The 23,567-nt window shown below is 42.9% G+C and carries 24 protein-coding genes; 2 read left to right on the top strand and 22 right to left on the bottom strand.

All coding sequences use genetic code 11. The features are described 5' to 3' along the window. Window positions 1-76 precede the first annotated feature (76 nt). From rpoD to ACFPOH_RS10080, 4 genes are all read right to left on the bottom strand, one after another. Window positions 77-1,201 (bottom strand): RNA polymerase sigma factor RpoD, encoded by a 1,125-nt coding sequence (gene rpoD / locus ACFPOH_RS10095; protein ID WP_342469215.1) that lies wholly within the window; start codon window positions 1,199-1,201, stop codon window positions 77-79. A 32-nt stretch (window positions 1,202-1,233) separates the two neighbouring features. Then, window positions 1,234-3,051, bottom strand: coding sequence for a DNA primase (gene dnaG, locus ACFPOH_RS10090; RefSeq protein WP_390309536.1), 1,818 nt, complete (start codon window positions 3,049-3,051; stop codon window positions 1,234-1,236). Between the two features lie 205 nt (window positions 3,052-3,256). Then, complete coding sequence (locus ACFPOH_RS10085) at window positions 3,257-4,075, bottom strand: pyruvate, water dikinase regulatory protein (RefSeq protein ID WP_342469213.1); 819 nt, start codon at window positions 4,073-4,075, stop codon at window positions 3,257-3,259. 11 nt (window positions 4,076-4,086) lie between these two features. After that, entirely contained in the window at window positions 4,087-4,725 is a 639-nt protein-coding gene (locus tag ACFPOH_RS10080) for a helix-turn-helix transcriptional regulator (RefSeq protein ID WP_342471287.1), read from the bottom strand. Window positions 4,726-5,113: 388 nt separating this feature from the next. Between ACFPOH_RS10080 and ACFPOH_RS10075 the strand changes: the two genes are divergently transcribed. Then, complete coding sequence (locus ACFPOH_RS10075; RefSeq protein WP_342469212.1) at window positions 5,114-6,499, top strand: glycine--tRNA ligase; 1,386 nt, start codon at window positions 5,114-5,116, stop codon at window positions 6,497-6,499. A gap of 272 nt (window positions 6,500-6,771) precedes the next feature. Next, the gene (locus tag ACFPOH_RS10070; RefSeq protein ID WP_342469211.1) at window positions 6,772-7,248 is read left to right on the top strand and encodes a hypothetical protein; all 477 of its coding nucleotides are present in this window, start codon (window positions 6,772-6,774) and stop codon (window positions 7,246-7,248) included. A gap of 12 nt (window positions 7,249-7,260) precedes the next feature. On the opposite strand, the gene recO is transcribed toward ACFPOH_RS10070, so the two are convergent. The 18 genes from recO to dnaJ all read right to left on the bottom strand — a co-directional run bounded on the left by recO (window position 7,261) and on the right by dnaJ (window position 23,565). Then, window positions 7,261-8,055 (bottom strand): DNA repair protein RecO, encoded by a 795-nt coding sequence (gene recO, locus ACFPOH_RS10065; RefSeq protein WP_342469210.1) that lies wholly within the window; start codon window positions 8,053-8,055, stop codon window positions 7,261-7,263. A 114-nt stretch (window positions 8,056-8,169) separates the two neighbouring features. Beyond that, on the bottom strand, window positions 8,170-9,084 hold the full coding sequence (gene era / locus ACFPOH_RS10060) for a GTPase Era (protein ID WP_342469209.1): 915 nt from the start codon (window positions 9,082-9,084) through the stop codon (window positions 8,170-8,172). Beyond that, the gene (locus tag ACFPOH_RS10055) at window positions 9,071-9,478 is read right to left on the bottom strand and encodes a cytidine deaminase (protein WP_342469208.1); all 408 of its coding nucleotides are present in this window, start codon (window positions 9,476-9,478) and stop codon (window positions 9,071-9,073) included. The genes era and ACFPOH_RS10055 overlap by 14 nt, the downstream gene beginning before the upstream one ends. A gap of 27 nt (window positions 9,479-9,505) precedes the next feature. Continuing rightward, window positions 9,506-9,856, bottom strand: coding sequence for a diacylglycerol kinase family protein (locus ACFPOH_RS10050; protein ID WP_390309543.1), 351 nt, complete (start codon window positions 9,854-9,856; stop codon window positions 9,506-9,508). Next, window positions 9,843-10,319, bottom strand: coding sequence for an rRNA maturation RNase YbeY (gene ybeY / locus ACFPOH_RS10045; protein ID WP_342469206.1), 477 nt, complete (start codon window positions 10,317-10,319; stop codon window positions 9,843-9,845). Before ybeY ends, ACFPOH_RS10050 begins: the two co-directional genes overlap by 14 nt. Before the next feature lie 221 nt (window positions 10,320-10,540). Continuing rightward, the gene (locus ACFPOH_RS10040) at window positions 10,541-12,661 is read right to left on the bottom strand and encodes an HD family phosphohydrolase (protein ID WP_342469205.1); all 2,121 of its coding nucleotides are present in this window, start codon (window positions 12,659-12,661) and stop codon (window positions 10,541-10,543) included. A 110-nt stretch (window positions 12,662-12,771) separates the two neighbouring features. Then, a complete protein-coding gene (locus tag ACFPOH_RS10035; RefSeq protein WP_342469203.1) occupies window positions 12,772-13,728 on the bottom strand; it encodes a PhoH family protein in 957 nt (318 codons plus the stop codon). A gap of 2 nt (window positions 13,729-13,730) precedes the next feature. After that, window positions 13,731-14,858 (bottom strand): sporulation protein YqfD, encoded by a 1,128-nt coding sequence (locus ACFPOH_RS10030; RefSeq protein WP_390309534.1) that lies wholly within the window; start codon window positions 14,856-14,858, stop codon window positions 13,731-13,733. Then, window positions 14,855-15,097, bottom strand: coding sequence for a hypothetical protein (locus tag ACFPOH_RS10025; RefSeq protein WP_342469201.1), 243 nt, complete (start codon window positions 15,095-15,097; stop codon window positions 14,855-14,857). The genes ACFPOH_RS10030 and ACFPOH_RS10025 overlap by 4 nt, the downstream gene beginning before the upstream one ends. Window positions 15,098-15,155: 58 nt before the next feature. Beyond that, on the bottom strand, window positions 15,156-15,593 hold the full coding sequence (locus tag ACFPOH_RS10020) for a hypothetical protein (protein ID WP_342469200.1): 438 nt from the start codon (window positions 15,591-15,593) through the stop codon (window positions 15,156-15,158). Window positions 15,594-15,623: 30 nt separating this feature from the next. Continuing rightward, window positions 15,624-16,616 carry a flotillin-like protein FloA gene (gene floA, locus ACFPOH_RS10015; RefSeq protein WP_390309533.1) on the bottom strand — a complete coding sequence of 331 codons (993 nt, stop codon included), beginning with the start codon at window positions 16,614-16,616 and terminating at the stop codon, window positions 15,624-15,626. Further along, on the bottom strand, window positions 16,613-17,944 hold the full coding sequence (locus ACFPOH_RS10010; protein WP_342469199.1) for an NfeD family protein: 1,332 nt from the start codon (window positions 17,942-17,944) through the stop codon (window positions 16,613-16,615). Before ACFPOH_RS10010 ends, floA begins: the two co-directional genes overlap by 4 nt. A gap of 295 nt (window positions 17,945-18,239) precedes the next feature. Next, window positions 18,240-18,416 carry a 30S ribosomal protein S21 gene (rpsU, locus tag ACFPOH_RS10005; protein WP_342469198.1) on the bottom strand — a complete coding sequence of 59 codons (177 nt, stop codon included), beginning with the start codon at window positions 18,414-18,416 and terminating at the stop codon, window positions 18,240-18,242. Window positions 18,417-18,520: 104 nt separating this feature from the next. Further along, on the bottom strand, window positions 18,521-19,174 hold the full coding sequence (gene deoC / locus ACFPOH_RS10000; protein ID WP_342469197.1) for a deoxyribose-phosphate aldolase: 654 nt from the start codon (window positions 19,172-19,174) through the stop codon (window positions 18,521-18,523). A gap of 147 nt (window positions 19,175-19,321) precedes the next feature. Next, window positions 19,322-20,653: a tRNA (N(6)-L-threonylcarbamoyladenosine(37)-C(2))-methylthiotransferase MtaB gene (gene mtaB, locus ACFPOH_RS09995; protein WP_342581537.1), complete on the bottom strand. Its 1,332-nt coding sequence runs from the start codon at window positions 20,651-20,653 to the stop codon at window positions 19,322-19,324. 15 nt (window positions 20,654-20,668) lie between these two features. Next, the gene (locus ACFPOH_RS09990; RefSeq protein ID WP_390309531.1) at window positions 20,669-21,409 is read right to left on the bottom strand and encodes a 16S rRNA (uracil(1498)-N(3))-methyltransferase; all 741 of its coding nucleotides are present in this window, start codon (window positions 21,407-21,409) and stop codon (window positions 20,669-20,671) included. 46 nt (window positions 21,410-21,455) lie between these two features. Continuing rightward, window positions 21,456-22,391 (bottom strand): 50S ribosomal protein L11 methyltransferase, encoded by a 936-nt coding sequence (gene prmA, locus ACFPOH_RS09985; protein WP_342581538.1) that lies wholly within the window; start codon window positions 22,389-22,391, stop codon window positions 21,456-21,458. A gap of 34 nt (window positions 22,392-22,425) precedes the next feature. Beyond that, complete coding sequence (gene dnaJ, locus ACFPOH_RS09980; RefSeq protein ID WP_342469193.1) at window positions 22,426-23,565, bottom strand: molecular chaperone DnaJ; 1,140 nt, start codon at window positions 23,563-23,565, stop codon at window positions 22,426-22,428. Window positions 23,566-23,567: the final 2 nt, after the last annotated feature.

Raw genomic sequence — 23,567 nt, 5'->3', positions numbered from 1 at the left:
CTATGAAAATTTAAAAAAGTTTTCATATAAAAAGGCACCCAATAAGGGTACCTTTGGCTGCAATTGATGAAAATGATTACTCCAAGAAATCTTTCAACCGTTTGCTGCGGGATGGGTGACGCAATTTTCTTAAAGCTTTTGCCTCTATTTGACGAATTCTTTCACGTGTGACGCCAAACACTTTACCTACTTCTTCAAGCGTGCGTGTGCGGCCATCATCCAAACCGAAGCGAAGACGGAGGACATTCTCTTCACGATCTGTCAATGTATCCAATACATCTTCGAGCTGCTCTTTCAATAATTCGTAAGCTGCATGGTCAGCCGGTGATTGCGCGTCATGATCTTCAATGAAATCGCCCAAATGGGAATCATCTTCTTCACCGATCGGCGTTTCCAAAGAAACCGGTTCTTGCGCAATTTTTAGGATTTCGCGGACTTTTTCAGGCGTTAAATCCATTTCTTCCGCGATTTCTTCCGGAGTAGGTTCGCGGCCCAAGTCTTGCAATAATTGACGTTGAACGCGAACTAATTTATTGATGGTTTCAACCATGTGAACAGGGATTCGGATTGTTCTCGCCTGATCTGCGATGGCGCGTGTAATTGCCTGACGAATCCACCAAGTCGCATAGGTGGAGAATTTAAATCCTTTGCGGTGGTCGAATTTTTCAACCGCCTTGATTAATCCCATATTTCCTTCTTGAATCAAATCCAAGAAAAGCATTCCGCGGCCAACATAACGTTTCGCAATGGAAACCACCAATCGCAAGTTCGCTTCTGCGAGTCTTTTGCGAGCCTCTTCGTCACCTTGCTCAATGCGTTTTGCCAATTCCGTTTCTTCTTCGGCAGTTAATAAGTCGACACGTCCGATTTCTTTTAAATACATTCTGACAGGGTCGTTGATTTTCACACCAGGAGGAACGCTTAAATCATTTAAATCAAATTCTTCTTCCAATTCTTCTTGTTTAGCGATTGCTTCTTCTTCGAATTCTTCTTTACCTTCCACCCGAATATCATATTGGCTTTCCAGTTCTTCTGCAAAGTGAAAGATTTCTTCAGGTTCCAATTCAAATGGTTCCAGTTTTTTAGAAATTTCCTCCATGGAAATTCCATCATTTTTTGCCTTTTCTCGAAGAAATTTTTTCGCCTCTTCCAAATTCTTTTCCAAAATCTCTCTTGAACGTTCTGACAAATTGTCCGCCATAAACCTTCCTCCTTATAAAAAACCAATGTCAATCAAATCGCAGATAAAGTTCTTTTCAGTTCAATTATCCGTTGCAAGAGTTCCAAAGCTTTTTTATGCTCATGCATCCGTTCGGCTTCCTGGGAATCATGCATGAGTTTTTCTATCTCAAGCTTTAATCGATGTTTTTTCAGTTGTTTTAAAGAATCTTGAATTTCAGCTTCTTTAAACTCCGGATCGCGTTCAATCAACGCCGCTTCCATGACAATTCTCCGGAGTTCAGGATCATCCAGCATTTCCAAGAAACGTTGATAATCCGAAGTGCCATATTCTTCGTAAAAGCCGATTAAACGGACAAAAGCCGCAATGTATTCATCGTGTACAAAAGGTTGTGGTTCTTCACTGCGCAATATGTTGTTTACCACTTCCATATCAAATAGCATATGTGACAAAAGCAATCTTTCTGCACGTTCCGTCGCATTTAAATTTTTGGGTTGAATTGGGCCATTTATTATTGTATTTTTCTGTTCCGCTCGTTTATAATTTTTAGCGAAGTCAGCATCTAATTTTCTGAATTGTGCGTAAATGGCTTCTTCTGAAACCTTTGTTTCTTTCGCCAATTCTTTTATATATAAATCACGTTCAACAGGTGATGTTCTGCCGACAAGCTGTTCGAGTACTTCCTGAATATATTGCAATACATCATTTTCAAATTGGAAATTTTTATTGCGACGTGCGTACATCATCATGAAAGACATATAGGCATGTGGTCTTTCAATCATCTGAACGAAGGATTCCGGACCGAATTTCCGGATATACTCATCCGGGTCCAATTTGTCAGGCAGTACGACAACTTCGACCTCCATCTGCTCATTGTACAGCAACTCCGAAGCACGTTTGGCAGCTTCCCATCCGGCATGATCACCGTCATAACAGATAACAACGTTTCGAACTAAGCGTTTCAGCCTTGTGATATGCTCTTTCGTCAAGGAAGTGCCCATGGTGGCCACGGCATTGTCAATACCTGCCTTGTTTGCAGCGAGTACATCCATAAATCCTTCCATCAATATTGCTTGGCGCTTTTTTCGAATCGAAGCTCTGGCCTTGTCCAAATTGAACAGAACTTCGCTTTTTCGGAAAATTGGAGATTCGGGACTATTTAAATATTTTGCTTCTGATTCTTTCGGCTCAAGTATACGGCCTGAAAAACCGATCACCTTTCCAAATTCGTTGCGAATCGGAAACATGATGCGGTCCCGAAACCGGTCAAAATAAGTATGGTCGTTTTCCCGTTGGATAATGAGTCCGCACTCGACCATTTCATCCGGTGAAAAACCTTTGCGCTGCAAAAGCACCGCCACCGAATCCCAATTTGGCAATGCATATCCTATACCATTGGATTCGATATCTTCCCTCGTAAATCCTCTTTTGAATAAATAATTTAACGCTTTTTCACCATCTTCTGTGTTCAACAATAAATGATGGTAGTATTCAGCAACAAATTGATGGGCATTCAGCATGTTTTCTTCTTTTTTTGAATAACGGTGAATGCGGTTGTCCATACTTTGGTTCTGGATATCTATATGTATGCCGATGCGTTCTCCCAGTTTCGATACCGCTTCGGGAAAGGATACATTTTCGATATCCATGACAAAGGTAATGACATTTCCACCTGCGCCACAACCAAAGCAATGGAATATTTGTTTGTCTTCGGAGACAGAAAAAGAGGGTGTGTTTTCGTTATGGAATGGACATAGCCCAAACCAATTCCGGCCTCTTTTGGTCAACTGGATATATTCGCTGATGACATCGACTATATCCGACTCTGTCCGAATTTTTTCAATCAATTCTTCAGGGATTTTATTAACCAATTCCCATCACCAACTTTGTTGCTAAATAACAAGATTCGATAAAAAATTAAAAATCCCTTTAAAAAACGACACAAAAAGTTAATTTTTTTAAAATAATTGTTAGAAATATTTTTAACCCAATTTTATCATTATAAAACATTCTTCAAAAAAATTCTATACCATAATTAAAAAAAACGCAAAAAAACCTCCCTGGAAATTGGAGGTATCACTTATTTTTTAACCGTTCCAATCTTTCAATGATGTCATTGGCCGTTTCTTCCACCGCCTTATTGGTAACATCAATGACTTCACAGCCCAATTTTTCGACCACTTTATAAAAATAGGCGATTTCCTTTTCAATCCGGTCTTTTCTTGCATACATTGCATCATCGCTTAATCCCAATGCGATCAATCTCTGCTTCCGGATGACATTCAGTTTTTCGGGGGAAATCACCAGACCGAAACATTTTCTTGGATCCACTTGGAACAATTCTTCCGGCGGTTCGACTTCAGGGACGATTGGCACATTGGCCACTTTATACCGTTTATGGGCCAAATATTGGGACAACGGGGTTTTGGATGTTCTCGAAATACCGATTAATACGACATCGCTCAATAAGATTCCCCTTGGATCACGTCCATCATCATATTTTACGGCAAATTCGATGGCTTCAACTTTTTGGAAATAGTCCTCATCCAATTTATGAACAAGGCCGGGTTCTTCCCGCGGCGATTCCTGGAGCCGTTTACCAAACAATTCGATGATAGGTCCCAATAAATCGATGCAATCAATATTCAATTGACGGCACAATTCAAGCATCAATTGGCGTTTTTGCTTTTCCACAAGCGTAAAAGCGATGATTGCATTTTGCATCACCGCGATTTCGACAATGTTTCTGATATGATCGTCGCTTGATATGTGCGGAAATCTTCGGATGATTACGCCGTCAAAATTCGGCCGAAATTGGGTGGCAGCCGCTTTTACCACTTGTTCGCCCGTTTCTCCAACAGAATCAGATACGACAAAAATTTTTAAGTTTTTCAAATTCGCACCTCTTACAAATCATTCGTTTCTGCCAAGGAAATAAAAGCTTTTGTGATATTCGTCTTTGTCAACCGGCCGACAATTTCCAGCCCGTCTTCCCTTTCTTCCACAACCGGCAACGAATCCACTTGCCGATCGATCAGTTTTTTCGCCGCATGCACAAGGGAATCATTTTTGTGGCAATAAACAATATTCGGCATTCTGGTCATAATAATATGAACAGGGATTTTTGTAATCGCCTGTGTCCCGATGCTTGTACGAAGCAAATCTTTTCTTGAAAGAACCCCTTGCAAGCGGGATTTTTCATCCACCACAAATAATGTGCCGACATCTTCCAGGAACATTTGGCAAATGGCATCATAAGCGGTCATATTCTCGGAAACGACAACCGGCATTGATTGAAAGTCTTTCACTTTCAGATTCATCATGGACTCTGTAACAGAGGCCAGCGTTTTCTTTCCTGAATATATATAGCCGACTCTGGGTCTGGCATCTAAAAACCCTGCCATCGTTAAAATCGCCAAATCCGGCCGCAGGGTTGCGCGGGTTAAATTCAATTGTTCAGCTATTTTTTCCCCGGTGATTGGACCTTTTTCTTTCACGATTTGGAGAATTTTATCTTGACGTTGATTGAGTTCTATTGGACTCACCGCCTCAATTAGTGTTATACTTTTACTCAAATATTATATACTATTTTTTTAATAATTGCTAAGAAAAGTCCTACATGATAAAATAATGTCACAACTGAATGGTCAAAATACTATATTAATATATCGAAGGCGATGACAGGACTATAAGTATCTTTTCAACCAACAGCGAGTAGGGATGGTGAAAGCCTACACGAAAAGAGAAACGGCATCCTGGAGCCATGTTCCAAAAAAGAGGGTTGTATTTCTTCTTCAAGAATACAATCAATCGGGGTGGAACCGCGGGTGTAACGTTGGAATCAAGCACTCGTCCCCGGGCGTATTGCCCGGAGGCGAGTGCTTTTCTATTTATTATCAATGAAAAAAATATAAACAATTAGGAGGAACAAAAATGGCTGTTCAATCAATGGAAACTATTGTAAGTTTAGCAAAACATCGCGGATTTGTATTTCCGGGTTCCGAAATATACGGAGGTCTTGCCAATACGTGGGATTACGGTCCGCTTGGTGTGGAACTGAAAAACAATATTAAAAAAGCATGGTGGCAGAAATTCGTACAAGAATCACCTTATAACGTGGGGCTTGATGCCGCAATCCTCATGAACCCACGCACTTGGGAAGCTTCCGGCCACGTGGGCAATTTCAATGACCCGATGATCGACTGTAAGCAATGTAAAGCGAGACACAGAGCGGATAAATTAATCGAAGCGGCCGCTCTCGAAAAAGGCGATGAAATTGTGGTGGACGGTTTATCTTTCGACAAAATGGAAGAAATTATGAAGCAATATGATGTGCATTGCCCGGATTGCGGTGCGCAAGATTTTACAGAAATCCGCCAATTCAACTTGATGTTTAAAACGTTCCAAGGGGTAACGGAAAGTTCCGCCAACGAAATTTATTTGCGCCCTGAAACAGCACAAGGGATTTTCGTCAACTTCAAAAACGTACAACGTTCCATGCGCAAAAAAATTCCTTTCGGTATCGCGCAAATCGGTAAATCATTCCGTAACGAAATCACACCGGGGAACTTCACATTCCGTACCCGTGAATTCGAACAAATGGAATTGGAGTTCTTCTGTAAACCAGGCGAAGATTTGGAATGGCAAAATTATTGGAAAGAATTCTGCAAAAACTGGCTCTTGAGTTTGGGAATGACCGAAGCAAATATCCGCCTTCGCGACCATTCAAAAGAAGAATTGTCCCACTATTCAGCAGCCACAACGGATATTGAATACAAATTCCCATTCGGCTGGGGCGAACTTTGGGGTATTGCCGACCGTACCGATTACGACTTAAAACAGCATATGCAATATTCCGGCGAAGATTTCACATATGTGGACCCTGTTACAAATGAGCGTTATGTACCATACTGCATCGAACCATCCGTAGGGGCAGACCGCGTCACATTGGCGTTCCTATGCGACGCTTATGATGAAGAGGAACTGGAAGATGGCGACAAACGAACAGTCCTCCGATTCCATCCGGTCATTGCGCCATTTAAAGCGGCTGTTCTTCCACTATCCAAAAAATTGTCAGAAGAAGCAACTGAAGTTTGGAACGAATTGCGCAAGTACTTCCCAGTGGATTATGATGAATCCCAATCCATCGGTAAACGCTATCGCCGTCAGGATGAAATCGGTACACCATTCTGCATCACTTACGACTTTGATTCAAAAGAAGACGGCCAAGTGACGGTTCGCCACCGCGATACAATGGAACAAGTGCGCATCCCGATTGCGGAAGTGAAAGCTTATATTGAAAAATACTTGCAATTTTAATGAATAAATAGGGTTGATAAACTTTAGAGCAAATGGAGAGGCGATGCCTTTTCCATTTGCTCTTTTTGTTATTGAAAAGTGAATGGCTGGGCCAATCCCGACTCTTTGCCAGCTTCTATGGAGACTTCCCCCTTGCTTGCAACGTGTGCAATGAATGCAGCTCCCTTTTGTTGAATTTACCAAACTATCAGAATTATTTGAATTTATAGTGTTTATTTTTTCCTTCTTTTGTATAATGAGAAAAAGCGCTGTTTGCATTAGGGGGAGTCAACATGCTGTTTCATCAATTAATACCTTCAAAAAAAGTGGAAATATCCGAAACGGGGGACTGTTTCGGCCAATTGCGGGAGATGGTGGCAACAGTTTTCAAAAGGGAAGTTCCGTCGATCAATAGTATGAGCCATTTACTATATCACGCGAATATAAAAATTCAACAATATGCCCAGGCAGCCGAATATCATCGGAAGCGGATCGACTTGTCCACAGCGGTCGGCCTTTTCCATCAAGAAGCCTATGAAATTGCATTAAAAAAAGGCCATCAGCTTCAACGGCTGATGGACAGTTATATTCTGCTCCATATCGAGGAGGAACGGGAAAACGTCAACCACCGCCTGAGGCTGGTGGATGATAAAATTGAAAAACTATTTATGGAATATCAAAATAAAGATAACTTATTGCCAGAGCTGGAAGAAAAATTTTGGCAAGCTTTCAAAGAAGATTTAATCCCGATTTTGGCTGAGCTGAAATAAATCAAAAAGGCGTCATGATTCGACGCCTTTTTCGTGTTCATCGTTTTTTTGGAGCGACAGCAACGATTCCGATTTCTCCAGCTGATCAATAAACGAACGGGATTTCAAGCGCATCCCCGTCTGTTCTTCATAAATGGTGGTCACAATCATTTTAATAAACCGCTTCGTTTCACGCTTCAACTCCAACTTTCCGATTTTTTCAATCGGCACATTTGCGAACATGCGTATCAATTTGACCTGGGTCGGATTGAGTCGAATGATGTATTGATCCACATGGAAGCAACGATGGCAAAGAAAACCGCCCTGGGAAAAGGAAAAGGCAAACTCCCCTTCGACGGCGCCGCACGATGCGCATTGATGCAAAACCGGCCTTACGCCTGCGTAGGGAAGCAGCTTCCAGTCAACAAATAATGCAATCGCCTCCGGATCGTATTCCTCATCAATGGCATATAATGCTTGCTTCAAAACTTCAAAAGCAAAAGGTTGCGGGCTCCCCTCTTCCATCAACCGGTCCACCAATTCCACGATGTAACTGGCATAAGCAGCCCTTACAATATCCGTCTGAATGTGGCGCATTGAATTGATCAGTTCCCCTTGCTGCAAAGTGCCCAAGCCGGAAGTTCTTTGAACAATAAAAATGCCGTGCATAAAAGTTTGGGAAATGGCGGCCAACCGGCTTCTCGGTTTCTTTGCTCCCCTTGCCATCACTCCGATTTTCCCCGCCTCTTTTGTCATCAAGGTGACGATTTTATTCGATTCTCCATAATCTCTCGTTTTTAATACAATGCCTTCCAATTTATGTAACATTCTTTGCACATCCCTTTTGGTCAGAGGCTGATCGAAAGCCGAAACAAAAAAATAGAAAACGGTAACAAAGAGCGTGTCTTTTATCCAACAAGACCCGCCCTTTGTCCCTTGCGATTAATATTCATCTTCCCGATATCCGAAGTCTCTCAAATACGTGATTTTATTGCGCCAGTCTTTCTGAACTTTGACCCATAATTCCAAATACACTTTTGACCCGAGGAGCATTTCGATATCTCTTCTCGCCAAAGTGCCGATTTCTTTCAATAATTTCCCACCTTTACCGATAATGATGCCCTTCTGCGAATCCCGTTCCACCATAATCGTGGCCATGACATGGATCAGGTTTTCATTTTTTTCATCCCGGCGGATTTGATCGATGACCACCGCCACGGAATGGGGCACTTCTTCCCGCGTCAAATGCAACACTTTTTCACGGATCAGCTCGGAAATGATGAACCGTTCCGGATGATCGGTAATTTGGTCGCTTGGATAATATTGCGGCCCCTCCGGCAAATATTTTTCAATCGTTTCGAGCAACCGTTCCACATTATTCCCTTCCAATGCGGAAATTGGGATAACTTCTGCAAAATCCATTTGCTGGCGGTAGTCGTCGATGATTTTCAATAATTCATCCGGATGCACTTTGTCGATTTTGTTCACGACCAAAAACACCGGTGTATCCGTATCGCGCAACATTTCCATGATAAATTCGTCGCCTTTTCCGATCTTTTCTTCCGCATTGACCATAAACAAAATCAAATCCACTTCGCGCAATGTATTTTTTGATACTTTTACCATGAATTCGCCCAGTTTATGTTTTGGTTTATGGATCCCCGGCGTGTCGATAAAAATCATTTGGCTGTGTTCCCTTGTCAACACGCCTTGGATTTTATTGCGCGTTGTTTGAGGTTTATCTGACATGATGGCGATTTTTTGGCCAATCACATGATTTAAAAAAGTGGACTTTCCAACATTCGGTCTGCCAATGATGGAAATGAAACCTGATTTGAATGCTTTATTTTCCTGCATTTTTCATATCCTCCGATGTAAAAGAACTTGGTAATAATTGTTCCACCGTCGTTTGTTTGATATCCCCATTGATATTTGCCAAATAGACGGGCATTTCCGGCGGACAAAATTCCGCGATCACCTGTCTGCAAGCCCCGCATGGCGCAACGGGATTTTTCGTATCCGCCACCACCAGCAGGGCTTGAAATTCCGTTTCCCCTTCAGAAACCGCTTTGAACAAAGCCGTTCTTTCAGCACAATTGGTCAAGCCAAAACTGGCATTTTCAATATTGCAGCCGTGAAAAACTTTACCGCTTTTTGTCAGCAACGCCGCTCCCACAGAAAATTTGGAATAAGGGGCATACGCCTTTTCACGGGCGACTTTCGCTTCTTCTAACAGCTTGTTTGCATCCATATGTATCGGAACGCCACCTCTCTTACGTTAAAACCATTTTGGAAGAAAAATAATCATGCCAATGCAAATGCTGGCAATGGCAAAAACGAGCACGGCTCCTGCCGCCACGTCTTTGGCTGCCTTTGCCAACGGATGATATTCCGGCGAAACTAAATCCACTACATTTTCAATGGCTGTATTCACCATTTCCATCCCGATGACAAGGGCAATGGTAATGATTAATACAAGCCATTCCGTAACGCTTAATTTTGAGAGCAACCCGGCAATGATCGCGATCAATGCACAGGTCAAATGAATGCGCATGTTCCGTTCTTTCGTTGCCAAATAGATGCCTTCAAAGGCAAACCGGAAAGAACGGAAAAAATTACGCATGCAAATCACGGCCTAAACCGAATGATGAAAGAATCTCCTCTTGTCTTGAAAACATCACTTTTTCATCTTCTTCCGTCATATGATCATAACCTAATAAATGCAAAAAGCCATGTACAGCCAGGAATCCAAGCTCTCGTTCAAAAGAGTGGCCGTATTCTTCCGCTTGTTCTCTCGTACGTTCAACCGAAATGATGATGTCCCCAAGCACCCGGGGCATATCGCCGATGATTTCGATTTCCCCATCCCCCATTTCTTCAAGGGCAAAGGAAATGACATCCGTCGGGCGGTCGATATGCCGATATTCCCGGTTGATTTCGTGAATTTTTTCATTCGTTACGAAAGTGACGGAAACTTCCGCCTCTCCGACATTTTCCAGTTTCGCCGCATGCTGCAGCAGATTTTCAACAAGTTCAATATGTTCATCGCTCAATTCGTTTGTCTCATCCAGAAAATCGATTGTTAACGTCATAGTTCCTCCTAATGTTATCCAATATAAAATATTTTGTGTTTAACAATTATAGCTTATTAGAAATAATTTGTTCATTTGCCCTTTTGAACGGAAGGCGTCGGCTCCGACGGGAACAGCCAGCCCGTAACCCGAGCCCCCATGAAACGGTGAAGGGGGTTCCATGTAGCTCGAGACGGGCCGATGAAAACATCCTCCCGCAGCAGACATCAACTGCCAAACCTCTATTTTTTCCCGTCTTTCGGATATTCGATTCGGGAATGGAACGTGCCATTCAACGTTTCACAAAGCACTTTTTCAATCACTTTTAATTCCCTGATGGAGATATCGCATTCATCAAATTGATCTTCTTCCAACCGTTCTTTAATGATCGATTGCACCAGATTCCGCAATTTTTCCGCATTCGGTTCTTTCATCGAACGAGCGGCCGCTTCCACGCTATCGGCAATGCTGATGACCGCGATTTCCTTCGTCTGCGGTTTCGGCCCCGGATAGCGGAAAATGGATGGATCTTTTAATTCCCCTTGTTCCTTTGCCTTATGCAAGAAATATTTTAACGAACTTGTCCCATGATGTTGAAGGGCAATATCGATAAATTCTTGCGGCATTTTATGTTTTTGTAGAATTTCCGCCCCATCGGTTGTATGGGCGATAATAATTTCCGCGCTTCTTTCCGGTGGCAACGAATCATGGGGATTGATTCCGGACATTTGGTTCTCCACAAAGAATGCCGGCCGTCTCGTTTTCCCGATATCATGATAATAGCTTCCGACACGCGCAAGCAAACCGTCCGCACCAATCGCTTCGCACGCGGCCTCCGCCATATTGGCCACCATGATGCTGTGATGATAAGTCCCCGGCGTTTCCGTCAAGATTTTTTTCAATAGCGGATGGTTGGGATTCGATAATTCGATCAATTTCATTGTCGACAAAATTCCAAAGGCTGATTCAAAAAATGGCAACAGCCCCATTGTCAAAGCGCCGGACAACATGCCCGAAACAATGGCGGAAATCCCGTAAAACAACAATTCCGACGGTTCATAATAGGATTGGGACATCAATAAATAGATGGCAATGAAAATCAGGTTTACAATAACAACCACACCGCAACCCTTTAGAATATCGGAACGGTTTTCAATGGATTTCATGAAATAAATGCAAGAGAAACCTCCGAGCAAAATATACAGCGCAATTTCCATTTGCATTACGGCAGAGTATCCTTCCTGGAAAATCACCCCTGCCGATGCCGCAACCAGCATTGTCACCAGACTTGCCACTTGATTGGAAGCAAGGAAACTGATCAGCATCGTTGCCAGTGCGGATGGAAAAATGAAGCCGATCTGCACTTCAAAGTTGTCCAATAAATTGATGAGCTCCATCAATGCGATCGAAATGAGATAGATGATCAGCGTAACGACCAACTGTTTCCGCTTTTTTTGCACATCCATGTTGAGTTTATCAAATAAATAAAACAGGAAAGTCATTTGCAATAATACTAAAATGGCCAGCCCCAACACCGGTTTGATGGAAGCTTTATTGTTCGTCATTCCCAACAGTTCCAGCTGACGGTATTTCTCCCGGTCAATGAGTTCCCCTTCTTGAACGATGATCTGGCCTTGCAATATACGGACAGGCTCTACGGAATTCCGGGCCTGCTGTTTCAGCTCTTCCGTTTTTTCTTCATCCAGCGTTTCCGTTTCGACGACAGCCGTTTTACCAAGAGCGACGGAAGGGGAAACCAATGCTTCGCTGATTTCTTCATCCCCACGGATTTTTGTTTCCAGCTCGTTGCGGACAGCCGTCACATTCTCCTTGCGTATCGGGTTGGATAAAACATTGGTCACCAACCGGATTAAAGCATTATGGGTTTGAATCAAATCTTTTTCATTCGCCGTCAATAACGTCCATAAATCATTGTCCGTCAATTGCAGGGAAGTTTGGCTTTCGGTGATTTCTTTTAATTTGTCCTTCAATTTTTGGATCTTTTCTTCTTTTGATAAAGTTGCACTGCTGTTTGAAATCTCTTTTCTTACATCCAACGTAATATCAAAAATCGTATCCAGCAGGGCAACCCGATGATCAGCAATCTCTTCATCAAAAACGTAAACAGGTTCGACGGCTTCTTCCGCTTCCAGCCGCTCCTGCTCCGTTTTTTCCGTATCTTCCACGGTTTTTACGGCCCGGATCGTTTCCGGCGCCAATTGAAAAGCTTGTACATCATATGTATCTCCAAGTACATTGCCCAGCATCATAAAAAATTGTATTACCCCGGTAATGGACAAAACCACCACCAATAATACCCTAAAGCCGAACATATCCAATAATCGCTTCAAGTGCTTATCCATTTCGCACCCCCAAATTCTGTATATACATAGTTTAACAGTTTCTCGGGAGTTTTTCATTGATATCATCAATTCTTAAAAATAAAAATGTGTACGGTGGATCGTACACATTTTTACAGTTCTTGATCGTGATAGGCTTGAATAATTTTTGCCACAAGGGGATGCCTTACAACGTCTCCCGCTTCCAAATACGTAAAATGGATGTCTTTCACATTTTTCAATACACGTTCCGCAATAATTAATCCGGACTCCACCTTTTTTGGTAAATCGATTTGGGATTTGTCTCCTGTAATGACCATTTTGGAACCGAAACCTAAACGGGTTAAAAACATTTTCATTTGCATGTGCGTCGTGTTCTGCGCTTCATCCAAAATGACAAAGGCATCATCCAATGTCCGGCCCCTCATATAGGCGAGGGGTGCGATTTCGATTGTTCCCCGTTCGATGAGGCGTTGGGTATGTTCTGTTCCATAAATATCGTGCAATGCATCATATAAAGGTCTGAGATACGGATCCACTTTCTCCTTCAAATCACCGGGCAAAAAACCGAGGGATTCTCCGGCTTCAACAGCTGGCCGGGTTAAAATGATCCGTTTGACATGTCCATTTTTTAATGCCTGCGTCGCCATGACGACAGCCAAATACGTTTTTCCTGTACCCGCCGGGCCGATTGCGAAAACTAAATCCTTTGAACGAATGGCCTTTATGTATTCCCGCTGGCCAATCGTTTTTGCCCGAATCGGTTTGCCCGTGTGGGTTTTTGCTATTTCAACATCGTACAATTCCGAAAAATATTCGATGGTTCCTTCATTCAACATTTCAATCGCGCTGGCAACGTCCCTTAAATCGATATTGATGCCTTTGCGAATGACCTTTAGCAGTTCTTTCAATAATATGGTCACTTGTTTTTTTTGTTCATCTTCTCCGGCAATTTGGATGGTTTCGCCGCGGGTAATGATGTGACAGTTGAACGTTTCCTCAATCAACTTTAAATTTTTATCTCCCATCCCGAGAAGCATGACTGCTTCATTCGGGTTTTCCACTTGTAACTCTGTCAATTCTTCCGTCATATCTAATCTCCTTGGTCAATAGGATATTCTTTCGCAATATTTTCGTTTACCAAAAATAGGACTTTCCCTTTTACTTTATCATCATCGAAGGTAACGTGCAAAATATTTTCTTTCTTGATGATCGTTTTTGGAGGAAGCGAGCGTAAAATTTTTTCGTGCAATAGAGGCAAGATAAATGAGTCGATTTGTTCCTCGGAAAGTTCTCGAACAGTTGTGGTATAACTTTGTGTTTTTTTGACTTCGATATAATTTGAAATCCACCTTGGCAAATTGACTTTTTGTAACGATTGTTCCTTCTCCTTTTCTTCTTTATTCTTCCATTCAATCGTCCACTTTCTTTCCGTGGCGGAAATATATTGCACTTTGCGTGGAATTTCAAAATTCGTTTCAAGCCAATAATCGGCGTATACTTCTCCCTTTGCGCCTACGGCAAGGTATTCGTCTTCCCCTACCTGAATAACCCCGGAGACAAGAACATCTCCTTTATATACCGTCGTATTCGGCATGACACGGCGTTCGCCGCTTGTAATATCAAAGTGGGTGATGACGCCGCTTTTTGCAGCGACCAAATGGTAAAGCCGGTCCGGTTTATTTTCTTTCACTTCCGTAATTGGGGCAAGTTGCGGAACAATCGTGATGCTGCTGCCTTTTTTGATGATATGGACCCATGAAAGATCCCGGATTTGTTCCATGATGGTTTGTCTGATTTCAAAATCTGAAACAAGATTCCGTTTCAATAACGGGCGATTCAATTTTATTTTTTCATCCAGGACTTTTTCGACTTTTACAGCGAGTTCAGGCGTTTCCGCTTCCACTTCCACTTTCCAGATGAATTGTGAACAGAGGATTGGGATGATTACTAAGAGCGCAAGCCCGAACATTGTCCAACCGGTATTCTGGAAGATCCTGGACTCTTGCAAATAACGGATTGACACTTTCAAACGATATTTTTTCCGCAACTTTCGGACAGTAGACACATCTTTTTTGGAAATTTCAAATTTGACCTCATCTTCCAAATACTCCAGTTCCCGAATTTTTACCCGGTTTTGCTGCAGACGGCGAATAAATTCATGCACTTTTTCATTGCGTGACACACGGATTTCTACAGGGCGACGATCGTATAATTTCATCTTTCCTTCACCTGTCGTTTCATTTCAAAATATTTCAACTCATCAACATGCACCAAAATTTCCTCTTCCCGTAGCACATTGATATGTACTGAGGCAGCCTCAATCGTTACAAGGAAACCTTCATAATAAAATCTGCAATGCTCCGGTGATGCTTCGATAAATTTGTAGCTTCCAATCATCCGAATTTGGCTGCAATTCATCATTTCAATAATGGGCTCGGTCTGGAATAATTTTTTCAAAAAAAACTGCCCTCCCTTTCCGCAAGTATATGCGGAGAAAAGGGAGGACATGATTTTTTTAACGTTTTTTCGCTTTTGGCGGCCCCAGGATTTCCTGTGCGATGATGGCGTTTACGATTCCCTCTTTGGAAGTTAAGAATGATGGGACAGTGCCTTTTTGACGGGAAGGAATATTTTGTTTGGCCACGACAGGTTTTTTGGCCGGTTGTTCTTTTTTGAATGTTCGCTGGTTTGTTTGGACTGGCTCAACTTTCGGTTGCTCCGTCTTGATTTCCACTTTCGGCAACGTTTCTTTTTGGTATTCCGTTTTCTTTTCTTCCGTTAATTGTTGATAAATTTCCTTTGCAAATTCATCCAAAGTTTTTATTTCAACTTTTGGCCGTTTTTCCGGCTGCTTTAACACTGGCGGCGTCGATTGATCTTGCCGCCCCTTTGACTTGCTGCTCAAATACGAACCGATCAGCCCTAGTATGATGAAGAATAATAAACTCTCCAATGAAAACACTCCTTTCCGAAGGAGTTTATGCTATTCTTCCTGCTGCGTTTTCGTCGCATTCGCAATGGAGTCTCTCATGGCTGTATCCGCTTGAATATTTTTGTAATTCATATAATCCATGATGCCTAAATTTCCGGAACGCAATGCTTCTGCCATCGCAAGCGGAATTTGCGCTTCGGCTTCCACCACTTTCGCTTTCATTTCCTGTGTTCTCGCAACCATTTCCTGTTCTTTCGCAACGGCCATCGCACGGCGTTCTTCCGCCTTCGCCTGGGCGATGTTTTTGTCCGCTTGCGCCTGCTCGATTTGAAGTTCGGCACCGATGTTTTTGCCGATATCCACATCGGCGATATCGATGGATAAAATTTCAAAGGCTGTACCCGCATCCAATCCTTTTTTCAACACTGTTTGCGAAATCATGTCAGGATTTTCCAAAACTTTCGAATGGGATTCACTTGAACCGATAGTAGAAACGATACCTTCACCTACACGCGCAATTACAGTGTCCTCACCGGCACCACCGACTAAACGGTCCAAATTGGCACGTACCGTAATTCTTGCCTTCGCCTTCACTTCAATCCCGTTGAGGGCGACACCGGCAATAAACGGCGTTTCAATGACTTTCGGATTAACGGACATTTGAACCGCTTCCAATACGTCCCGTCCAGCAAGGTCAATGGCGGCAGCCCGCTCAAACGACAATTCAATATTCGCCCGATGCGCCGCAATTAAAGCGTTAACAACCCGGTCCACATTCCCTCCGGCCAAGTAATGGGATTCCAACTGATTGATCGTCACATCCAAACCCGCTTTGTGCGCTTTAATCAACGGATTCACGATTCTTCCAGGAATTACACGGCGTAAGCGCATTCCGATCAGCGTTAAAATGCTGACTCTCACACCGGCAGCCAATGCGCTGATCCACAATCCCACCGGAACAAACGTAAAGAAAACCGCTAAAACAATGATGGCCAATACGATAGCAATAACGGATGTCACAAATAATCCATCTACAAACATCATACTTTTTCCCCTTCTTTCTCTTTTACTTCTCTTACAACGATACGCGATCCTTCCACTTCAACCACTTTCACTTTTGTATGGACATCGATGTAACTGCCTTCGGAAACGACATCGATTCTTTCTTCATCAATCAAAACCGTTCCCGCAGGACGCAATGGAGTGACAGTGATCCCTTCTTTTCCAATTAAATCGATGCGGTTGACGTTGGATACATATCCTTCCTCTGTTGTGGTAGCATCTTTCAGCACCAGTTTGCTGAACAGATGTAAATTCTTTCCGAAAAATTTCACTAAAACCACCATTCCTATTATGGCAATTGCCAATGCGATAATAATTGAATAAGCCATGTAAACGACGCTTTTGCCGGCAAATAACAAGCTGATAATCATGACAGCACCACCCAAGAGGCCCAAAATTCCTCCAGGAACAAACAGTTCAGCGATCAAAAGGGCAAAACCAATAATAAATAAGACAATCGTTTCAATCCCTGCAAAACCGGCCACCAAGTGACCGAAGAAAAATAGAATCAATGATATGATACCGATCACGCCCGGTGCTCCAAATCCGGGTGAAAACAGTTCAATGACTAAGCCCAAAGAAGCGGCTGTCAACAACAATGTAACGACGATTGGATTGGTCAAAAATCTGGCGAGTTTCTCCGCAAAGGATTCATGAATTGTAATCAATTCACGATCATCTAGGCCCGTTTTCGACATCAACTCTTCCAAATTGTCCACTGTGCCATTGGAATAGCCCACTTTATATGCCTCTTCTGCTGTTAATGTTAACAATTTCCCTTTCGGACTATTCATTTCAGGCAAATCAACACTTGCATCCGCCATCGCCCGGGCATATTTGGGATCCCGATTGGTCGATTCCGCTGCAGCTTGCATATTTTTAATCCAGGCGCTATTCGCTTTTTCACTTGCCGCATTCCCGTTCATATCGATGATTTGCGCAGCACCCATCGTTGCACCGGGCGTCATGTAAATTTCATCCGAATGAAGGGCGATATAGGCGCCTGCCGAATGGGCTTTGGAATTGATAAATGCTATGAACTTCGCGGGTGTTTCATCCATCAATTTTCCGATATCATAGGCAACGTCGACATAACCCCCAGGGGTATGTATTTCCAATATGATTGCACTCGCTTTATTTTCCACCGCTTCATTGAAAGATCGTTTTAAAAATTGGTATAACCCTTTTTCCACCTCATTATCGATTGGAATGTGGTAAACTTTTTCTTTGGCAAAAGCAGTATTCGGCAATATGAAAAACAACAATGCCGCCAAAACGACGATCCATCGGAAATTTCCTGGCTTATTCATTTTTTCCCTCCTTCCGTAATAAAATTGCTTGTTAGTTCATATACGTACCAATCGGGGCAGAAGTTTCAAAATTTTCAATTTCAATCTTACTTATATTGTACATGAAAAATATACGGGTTTCCTCTTTCAAATCGAATTTCCCATGTCTTTTTATAAAACTCCTTCAATTAGGCTTTACTGGCAAAATATTTTAAAAAAATAAAACCCTAGTATTCGTCTAAGCAATTACTAGGGTTTTAATTTAATATGAAGTGTATCTTACGCGTGTTACGAACGAAGGGCATATGAAATTAAATTATGACCACTTACGTTTACGAGCAGCTTCAGATTTTTTCTTACGTCTTACACTTGGTTTTTCATAAAATTCGCGTTTTCTGATTTCTTGAATTGTACCGCTTTTTGATACATTTCGTTTGAAGCGACGAAGAGCATCTTCAAGTGTTTCGTTTTTTCTTACGACAGTTTTTGTCATCTCTTATCCCTCCCTCCGAACACACGTCAATACACGTAAAACATGCGTTTTAATGTGTACTTGAAAAGTATATCGTAATGTATAATTGAAGTCAATAGTAAACACTACAATGTTTCTTCGATAATTTTTACTCCGCTGCTCGTTCCGATCCGATTCGCACCGGCTTCCATCATTTTGATCATATCCGATAAATTTCTGATGCCCCCGGAAGCTTTCACGCCCATTTGCTCTCCAACGGTTTTGCGCATGAGTGCGACATCTTCCACAGTCGCTCCCCCCGACGAAAAACCGGTGGACGTTTTTACAAATGCGGCACCTGCTTCCACTGCCAATTGGCATGCTTTTACTTTTTCTTCATCGGTTAATAAGCAGGTTTCAATAATGACTTTTACGATCCGGTTACTTGCCGCATCAACGACTTGTTTCATTTCATCTTTTACCCGTTCATAATCACGCGCTTTCAAAAAACCGATATTTATGACCATATCGATTTCATCTGCACCTTGTTCAATGGCTTCCGCCGTCTCAAAAACTTTCGTCGCCGTCGTTGTGGCGCCCAAAGGAAAGCCGATGACCGTGCAGACTTTGACGCTTGTGTCTTGCAATAAACTTTTGCAATACTTTACCCAGCAAGGATTGACACAAACCGAAGCAAACCGGTATTTTTTTGCTTCTTCGCACAATTGTTTTATTTGATCTTCCGTTGCATCGGGCTTCAGCAACGTATGATCAATCAATGAAGCAAAGTTTGTTGTCATAGGAAGTGCTCCTTTTTGTATTATTTATTCTTGTCCAATTGTCCTTATGATAACATACGAAAATCATTCTTATTAAGGTGAAAATTGCCCAAAATAAAACATCGCGCATTCATGCATCAATTGATGAATGCGCGATACAACTTATTATTATTGGTATTGTTCTTCAAGGACGCGGACAAATTGCCCTTCATTATGCGGATAACCGGATTTTGTGATTTTCACTTTCACCAATTTTCCAATCAAATCCGATGATCCTTCAAAAACGACGCGTAAATAATTATCCGTGTACCCCGCCAACATGTTTGGGCCAAATTCTTTCACATGTTCTTCCGGAATGACTTCCAACACTTCCCCTTCAAATCGGGAAGCGTACTCTTTCGCCAATTGATCATTTAATGTGATTAACCGGTGTACCCGCTCATTTTTCACTTCCTCATCGATCTGGTTTTCCATCCGGGCCGCCGGAGTTCCTGTCCGTTTGGAATATGGGAACACGTGAAGTTCCGCAAATTTATGTTCTTTTACAAAGTTGTACGTTTCCATAAATTCTTCTTCCGTTTCACCCGGGAAACCGACGATGATGTCGGAAGTGATCGCCAAATCCGGCAATGCTTCTTTCAATTTATTCAACCGTTCCGCAAAGAACGCCATCGTATATTTGCGGCGCATGCGTTTTAATACCGTATCCGAACCGGATTGAAGAGGAATGTGCAAATGGTTGACCACAATTTTCGATTCGCGGAGTACGTCAATGACTTCATCCGTCAATTGGGAAGCTTCAATGGATGAAATTCTCAAACGCTTGATACCTTTCACATTCGCTTCGATGTCACGAAGAAGCTGCGCCAAATTATAATCTTTGAAGTCTTGTCCGTAACCGCCTGTGTGGATGCCGGTCAAGACGATTTCCAAATAGCCTGCATCGACAAGGGCTTGAGCTTGTTTGATGACCGCCTGAGGGTCGCGGGAACGCATAAGACCACGTGCCCATGGAATAATGCAGAAGGTGCAGAAGTTGTTGCAGCCTTCCTGGATTTTCAATGAAGCGCGGGTGCGGTCCGTAAAATATGGAACGTCCATTTCTTCAAACACACGGTTTTTCATGATATTGCGGACTGCGTTGATCGGCTGTCTTTCTTTGCGGTACTGCTCGATATAATCAAGCATTTTCGCGCGATCTTGCGTACCGACTACAATATCTACGCCGGGGATATCCATAATTTCCGCCGGGGATGTTTGGGCATAGCAGCCTGTCACGCAAATCACCGCGTCCGGATTTTTACGGATCGCCCTGCGGATGACTTGGCGGGATTTTTTGTCCCCTGTATTTGTCACCGTACACGTATTTATCACATAAACGTCTGCCTGTTCTTCAAAATCAACTCGTTCGTAGCCATGTTCTTTAAATAATTGCCAAATGGCCTCGGTCTCGTAGTGATTCACTTTACAGCCTAATGTGTGAAAGGCCACAGTTTGCAAGGCAACACACCTCTTTCATTCAAATTCATATGATATGGCAGAAAGCACATATAAAGGTGCCGTTTCCGCTCGTAATATTCTGGGACCCAAAGCAACAGTGACTGCGCCTTGTTCTTTAAAGGCTTCCACTTCTTTCCTTGAAAGTCCACCTTCCGGCCCAAAAATAAATAAAATGGACTTCGATTCTTTATCATACACTTTTTTTAGCTTGTCCGCAAATCTTGTGTGCCCGCCCTTCGCCTCTTCTTCATCGGCAACAAATACGGCGTCATAAAACGGAATTCTTTCCAGGAGCTGTTGGAATGAAAGAGGTGGAAAAATCTTCGGCACTAACGTTCGGTGGGATTGTTCCGCCGCTTCCTGGGCAATTTTCGATAAACGTTCGATTTTCCGGTCGCTCTTTTTTTCATCCCATTTCACGATGGAACGCTCCGCTGCAAAAGGGAGCAATGCATGCATGCCGAGTTCGGTTCCTTTTTGCGCAATGAACTCGAGTTTATCCCCTTTCGGCAAACCGCAAGCAATATCCACCTGAACGGGCATTTCCGGTGATGGCACCGTTTCCCCCGTCTGCTCCACTTTCACGTCCTGACCTATTGAAACAATGGTGCAAACATAAGCAATACCGTTTTGAACGACAATAATTTTTTCGCCTTTCCGCATGCGCATGACTTTTGAAATATGCCGGGCAGCTTCGCCGGTGATCGTCATTTGCTTTTGGTCATTGAATGATTCCTCAACAAAATACCGCTGCATTCTGTCCTCCTAAAATAAGGAGTTGTCTTATCGACAACTCCATAAATTATTTTTTCGCGATGATGGATACCCAATCTTCCAGCATTAATACTTCTTCTATGGAAAAACCTGATTTTTCGAGGGCGCTTTTCACATCTTCTTTCTTCGCACCGATGATGCCGGATGTAATAAACGTGCCGCCCGGTTTCAGAATCCCATACGCATCATCGGTAAAGGTCATGATTACTTCCGCCAAAATATTGGCCACCACGACATCCGCTTCCGTTTGAACCGTCTCCAAAAGATTTCCTTGATGCACTTCGACGATTGAATCGACATGATTTAGCTCTACATTCTCTTTTGCTGATTTTACAGCAACGGGATCCAAATCCAAAGCAATCACCTTGCCTGCCTTTAAAAGGGCTGAAGCAATCGAAAGAACCCCGGAGCCGGTGCCGACATCGATGACCACATCTCCCGGTTTCACGACTTTCTCCAACGCTTGCAGACACATCACCGTCGTCGGATGGGTACCCGTACCGAAGGCCATCCCGGGATCGAGCTCAATGATCAGTTCATCGGAATTTTTCCGTTCATATTCTTCCCAAGTTGGAACAATCGTGAAATGTTCGGATACTTTGATCGGATGGTAATATTGCTTCCAGGAAGTCGCCCAATCATCTTCGTTCACTTCGCAAGTTGTCAGGATGTTTTGTCCCACGTTGATATTGAAATTTTTCAAGTTTGCGATTGCAAGTTTTATCTCTTCGATGGTTTCAGCCAAGAAGCTGGAAGCGGGAAGGTATGCTTTGACAATCACCCCTTCTTCAGGATAATCGTCCGGATTCAGGGCGTAAATTTCACCGAATTTATTTTCACGCTCTTTTAGATATTCTGATGAATCTTCAATCACCACTCCGCTGGCTCCAGCTTCATGAAAAATATTTGAAACGGCTTCAACCGCTTCATCAGTTGTCAGCACAGATAATTCAGTCCATTTCACTTGCAATCACACTCCAATTTTTACTTATGATTCCTTATTTTGACTCACCTTTGAACGTTTTTTTGATTTTATCAAATAATGAACTGCTTTGTTCTTCCGGAATATCGCCGCTGATTTCCGCGAATTCACGAAGCAATTGTTTTTGCCGTTCTGTCAATTTCGTTGGCGTGATGACTTTCACGTTTACGTATTGGTGTCCTCTGCCGTAACCATGGACATTTTTGACACCTTTGTCTTTGATACGGAATTGGGCGCCGGATTGAGTGCCAGGCGGAATTCTGAATTTCACTTTGCCATGAATGGTCGGAACTTCAATCTCATCCCCCAAAGCCGCTTGCGGGAACGTGATTTTCAAATCGTAGTATATATCGTCTCCTTCCCGTACAAAGTAAGGATGTTTTCCAACTTTGAAGACGATGTATAAATCACCAGGAGGTCCTCCATTGATGCCAGGTTCCCCTTGGCCAGCCACGCGCAATTGTTGTCCGTCATCGATCCCTTCAGGAATGGTGATTTTGATTTTTTTCCGTTTTTGGACTCTGCCTTTTCCAGCACAAGTCGGACATTTTTCAACGATTATTTTACCAGTTCCATGACAGGAACCACAAGTGCGTCGATTGACAATTCGGCCCAAAGGCGTTTCAATCGCTTGGCTGATTTGCCCTGTTCCGTTACATTTATCGCACGTTTTTGGACTTGTGCCAGGTTTTGCGCCGGAACCGTGGCAAGTATCGCACTCTTCTTCCCTTGGAATTTCGATTTCTGTTTGTTTCCCAAACACCGCATCTTCAAAAGAAATGTTCATGCGATATTGCAAATCGTCCCCTTTTCTTGGAGCATTCGGATCTCTTCTTCGTCTTGAACCGCCGCCAAAAAACGTATCAAATATATCTTCAAAGCCGCCAAAGCCGCCGAAATCGCCGAATCCGCCGCCGCTGAAGCCGCCGCCTTGGCCATTGACTCCGGCGTGACCGAATTGATCGTATTGTGCCCTTTTTTGATCATCGCTCAACACTTCATAGGCTTCATTGATTTCTTTGAATTTTTCCGCTGCATCCGGTTCTTTGTTCAAGTCCGGGTGATATTTTTTCGATAATTTCCGGTAAGCTTTTTTGATTTCATCCTTTGTCGCGTTTTTGCTGACGCCAAGGACTTCGTAATAGTCGCGTTTCATTA

This window comes from Ureibacillus suwonensis, assembly GCF_042655065.1.
In the GTDB taxonomy this organism is placed as follows: Bacteria; Bacillota; Bacilli; order Bacillales_A; family Planococcaceae; genus Ureibacillus; species Ureibacillus suwonensis.
Note: the sequence above shows the minus strand (reverse complement) of the source record. Positions and strands in the feature narration are given on the sequence as shown.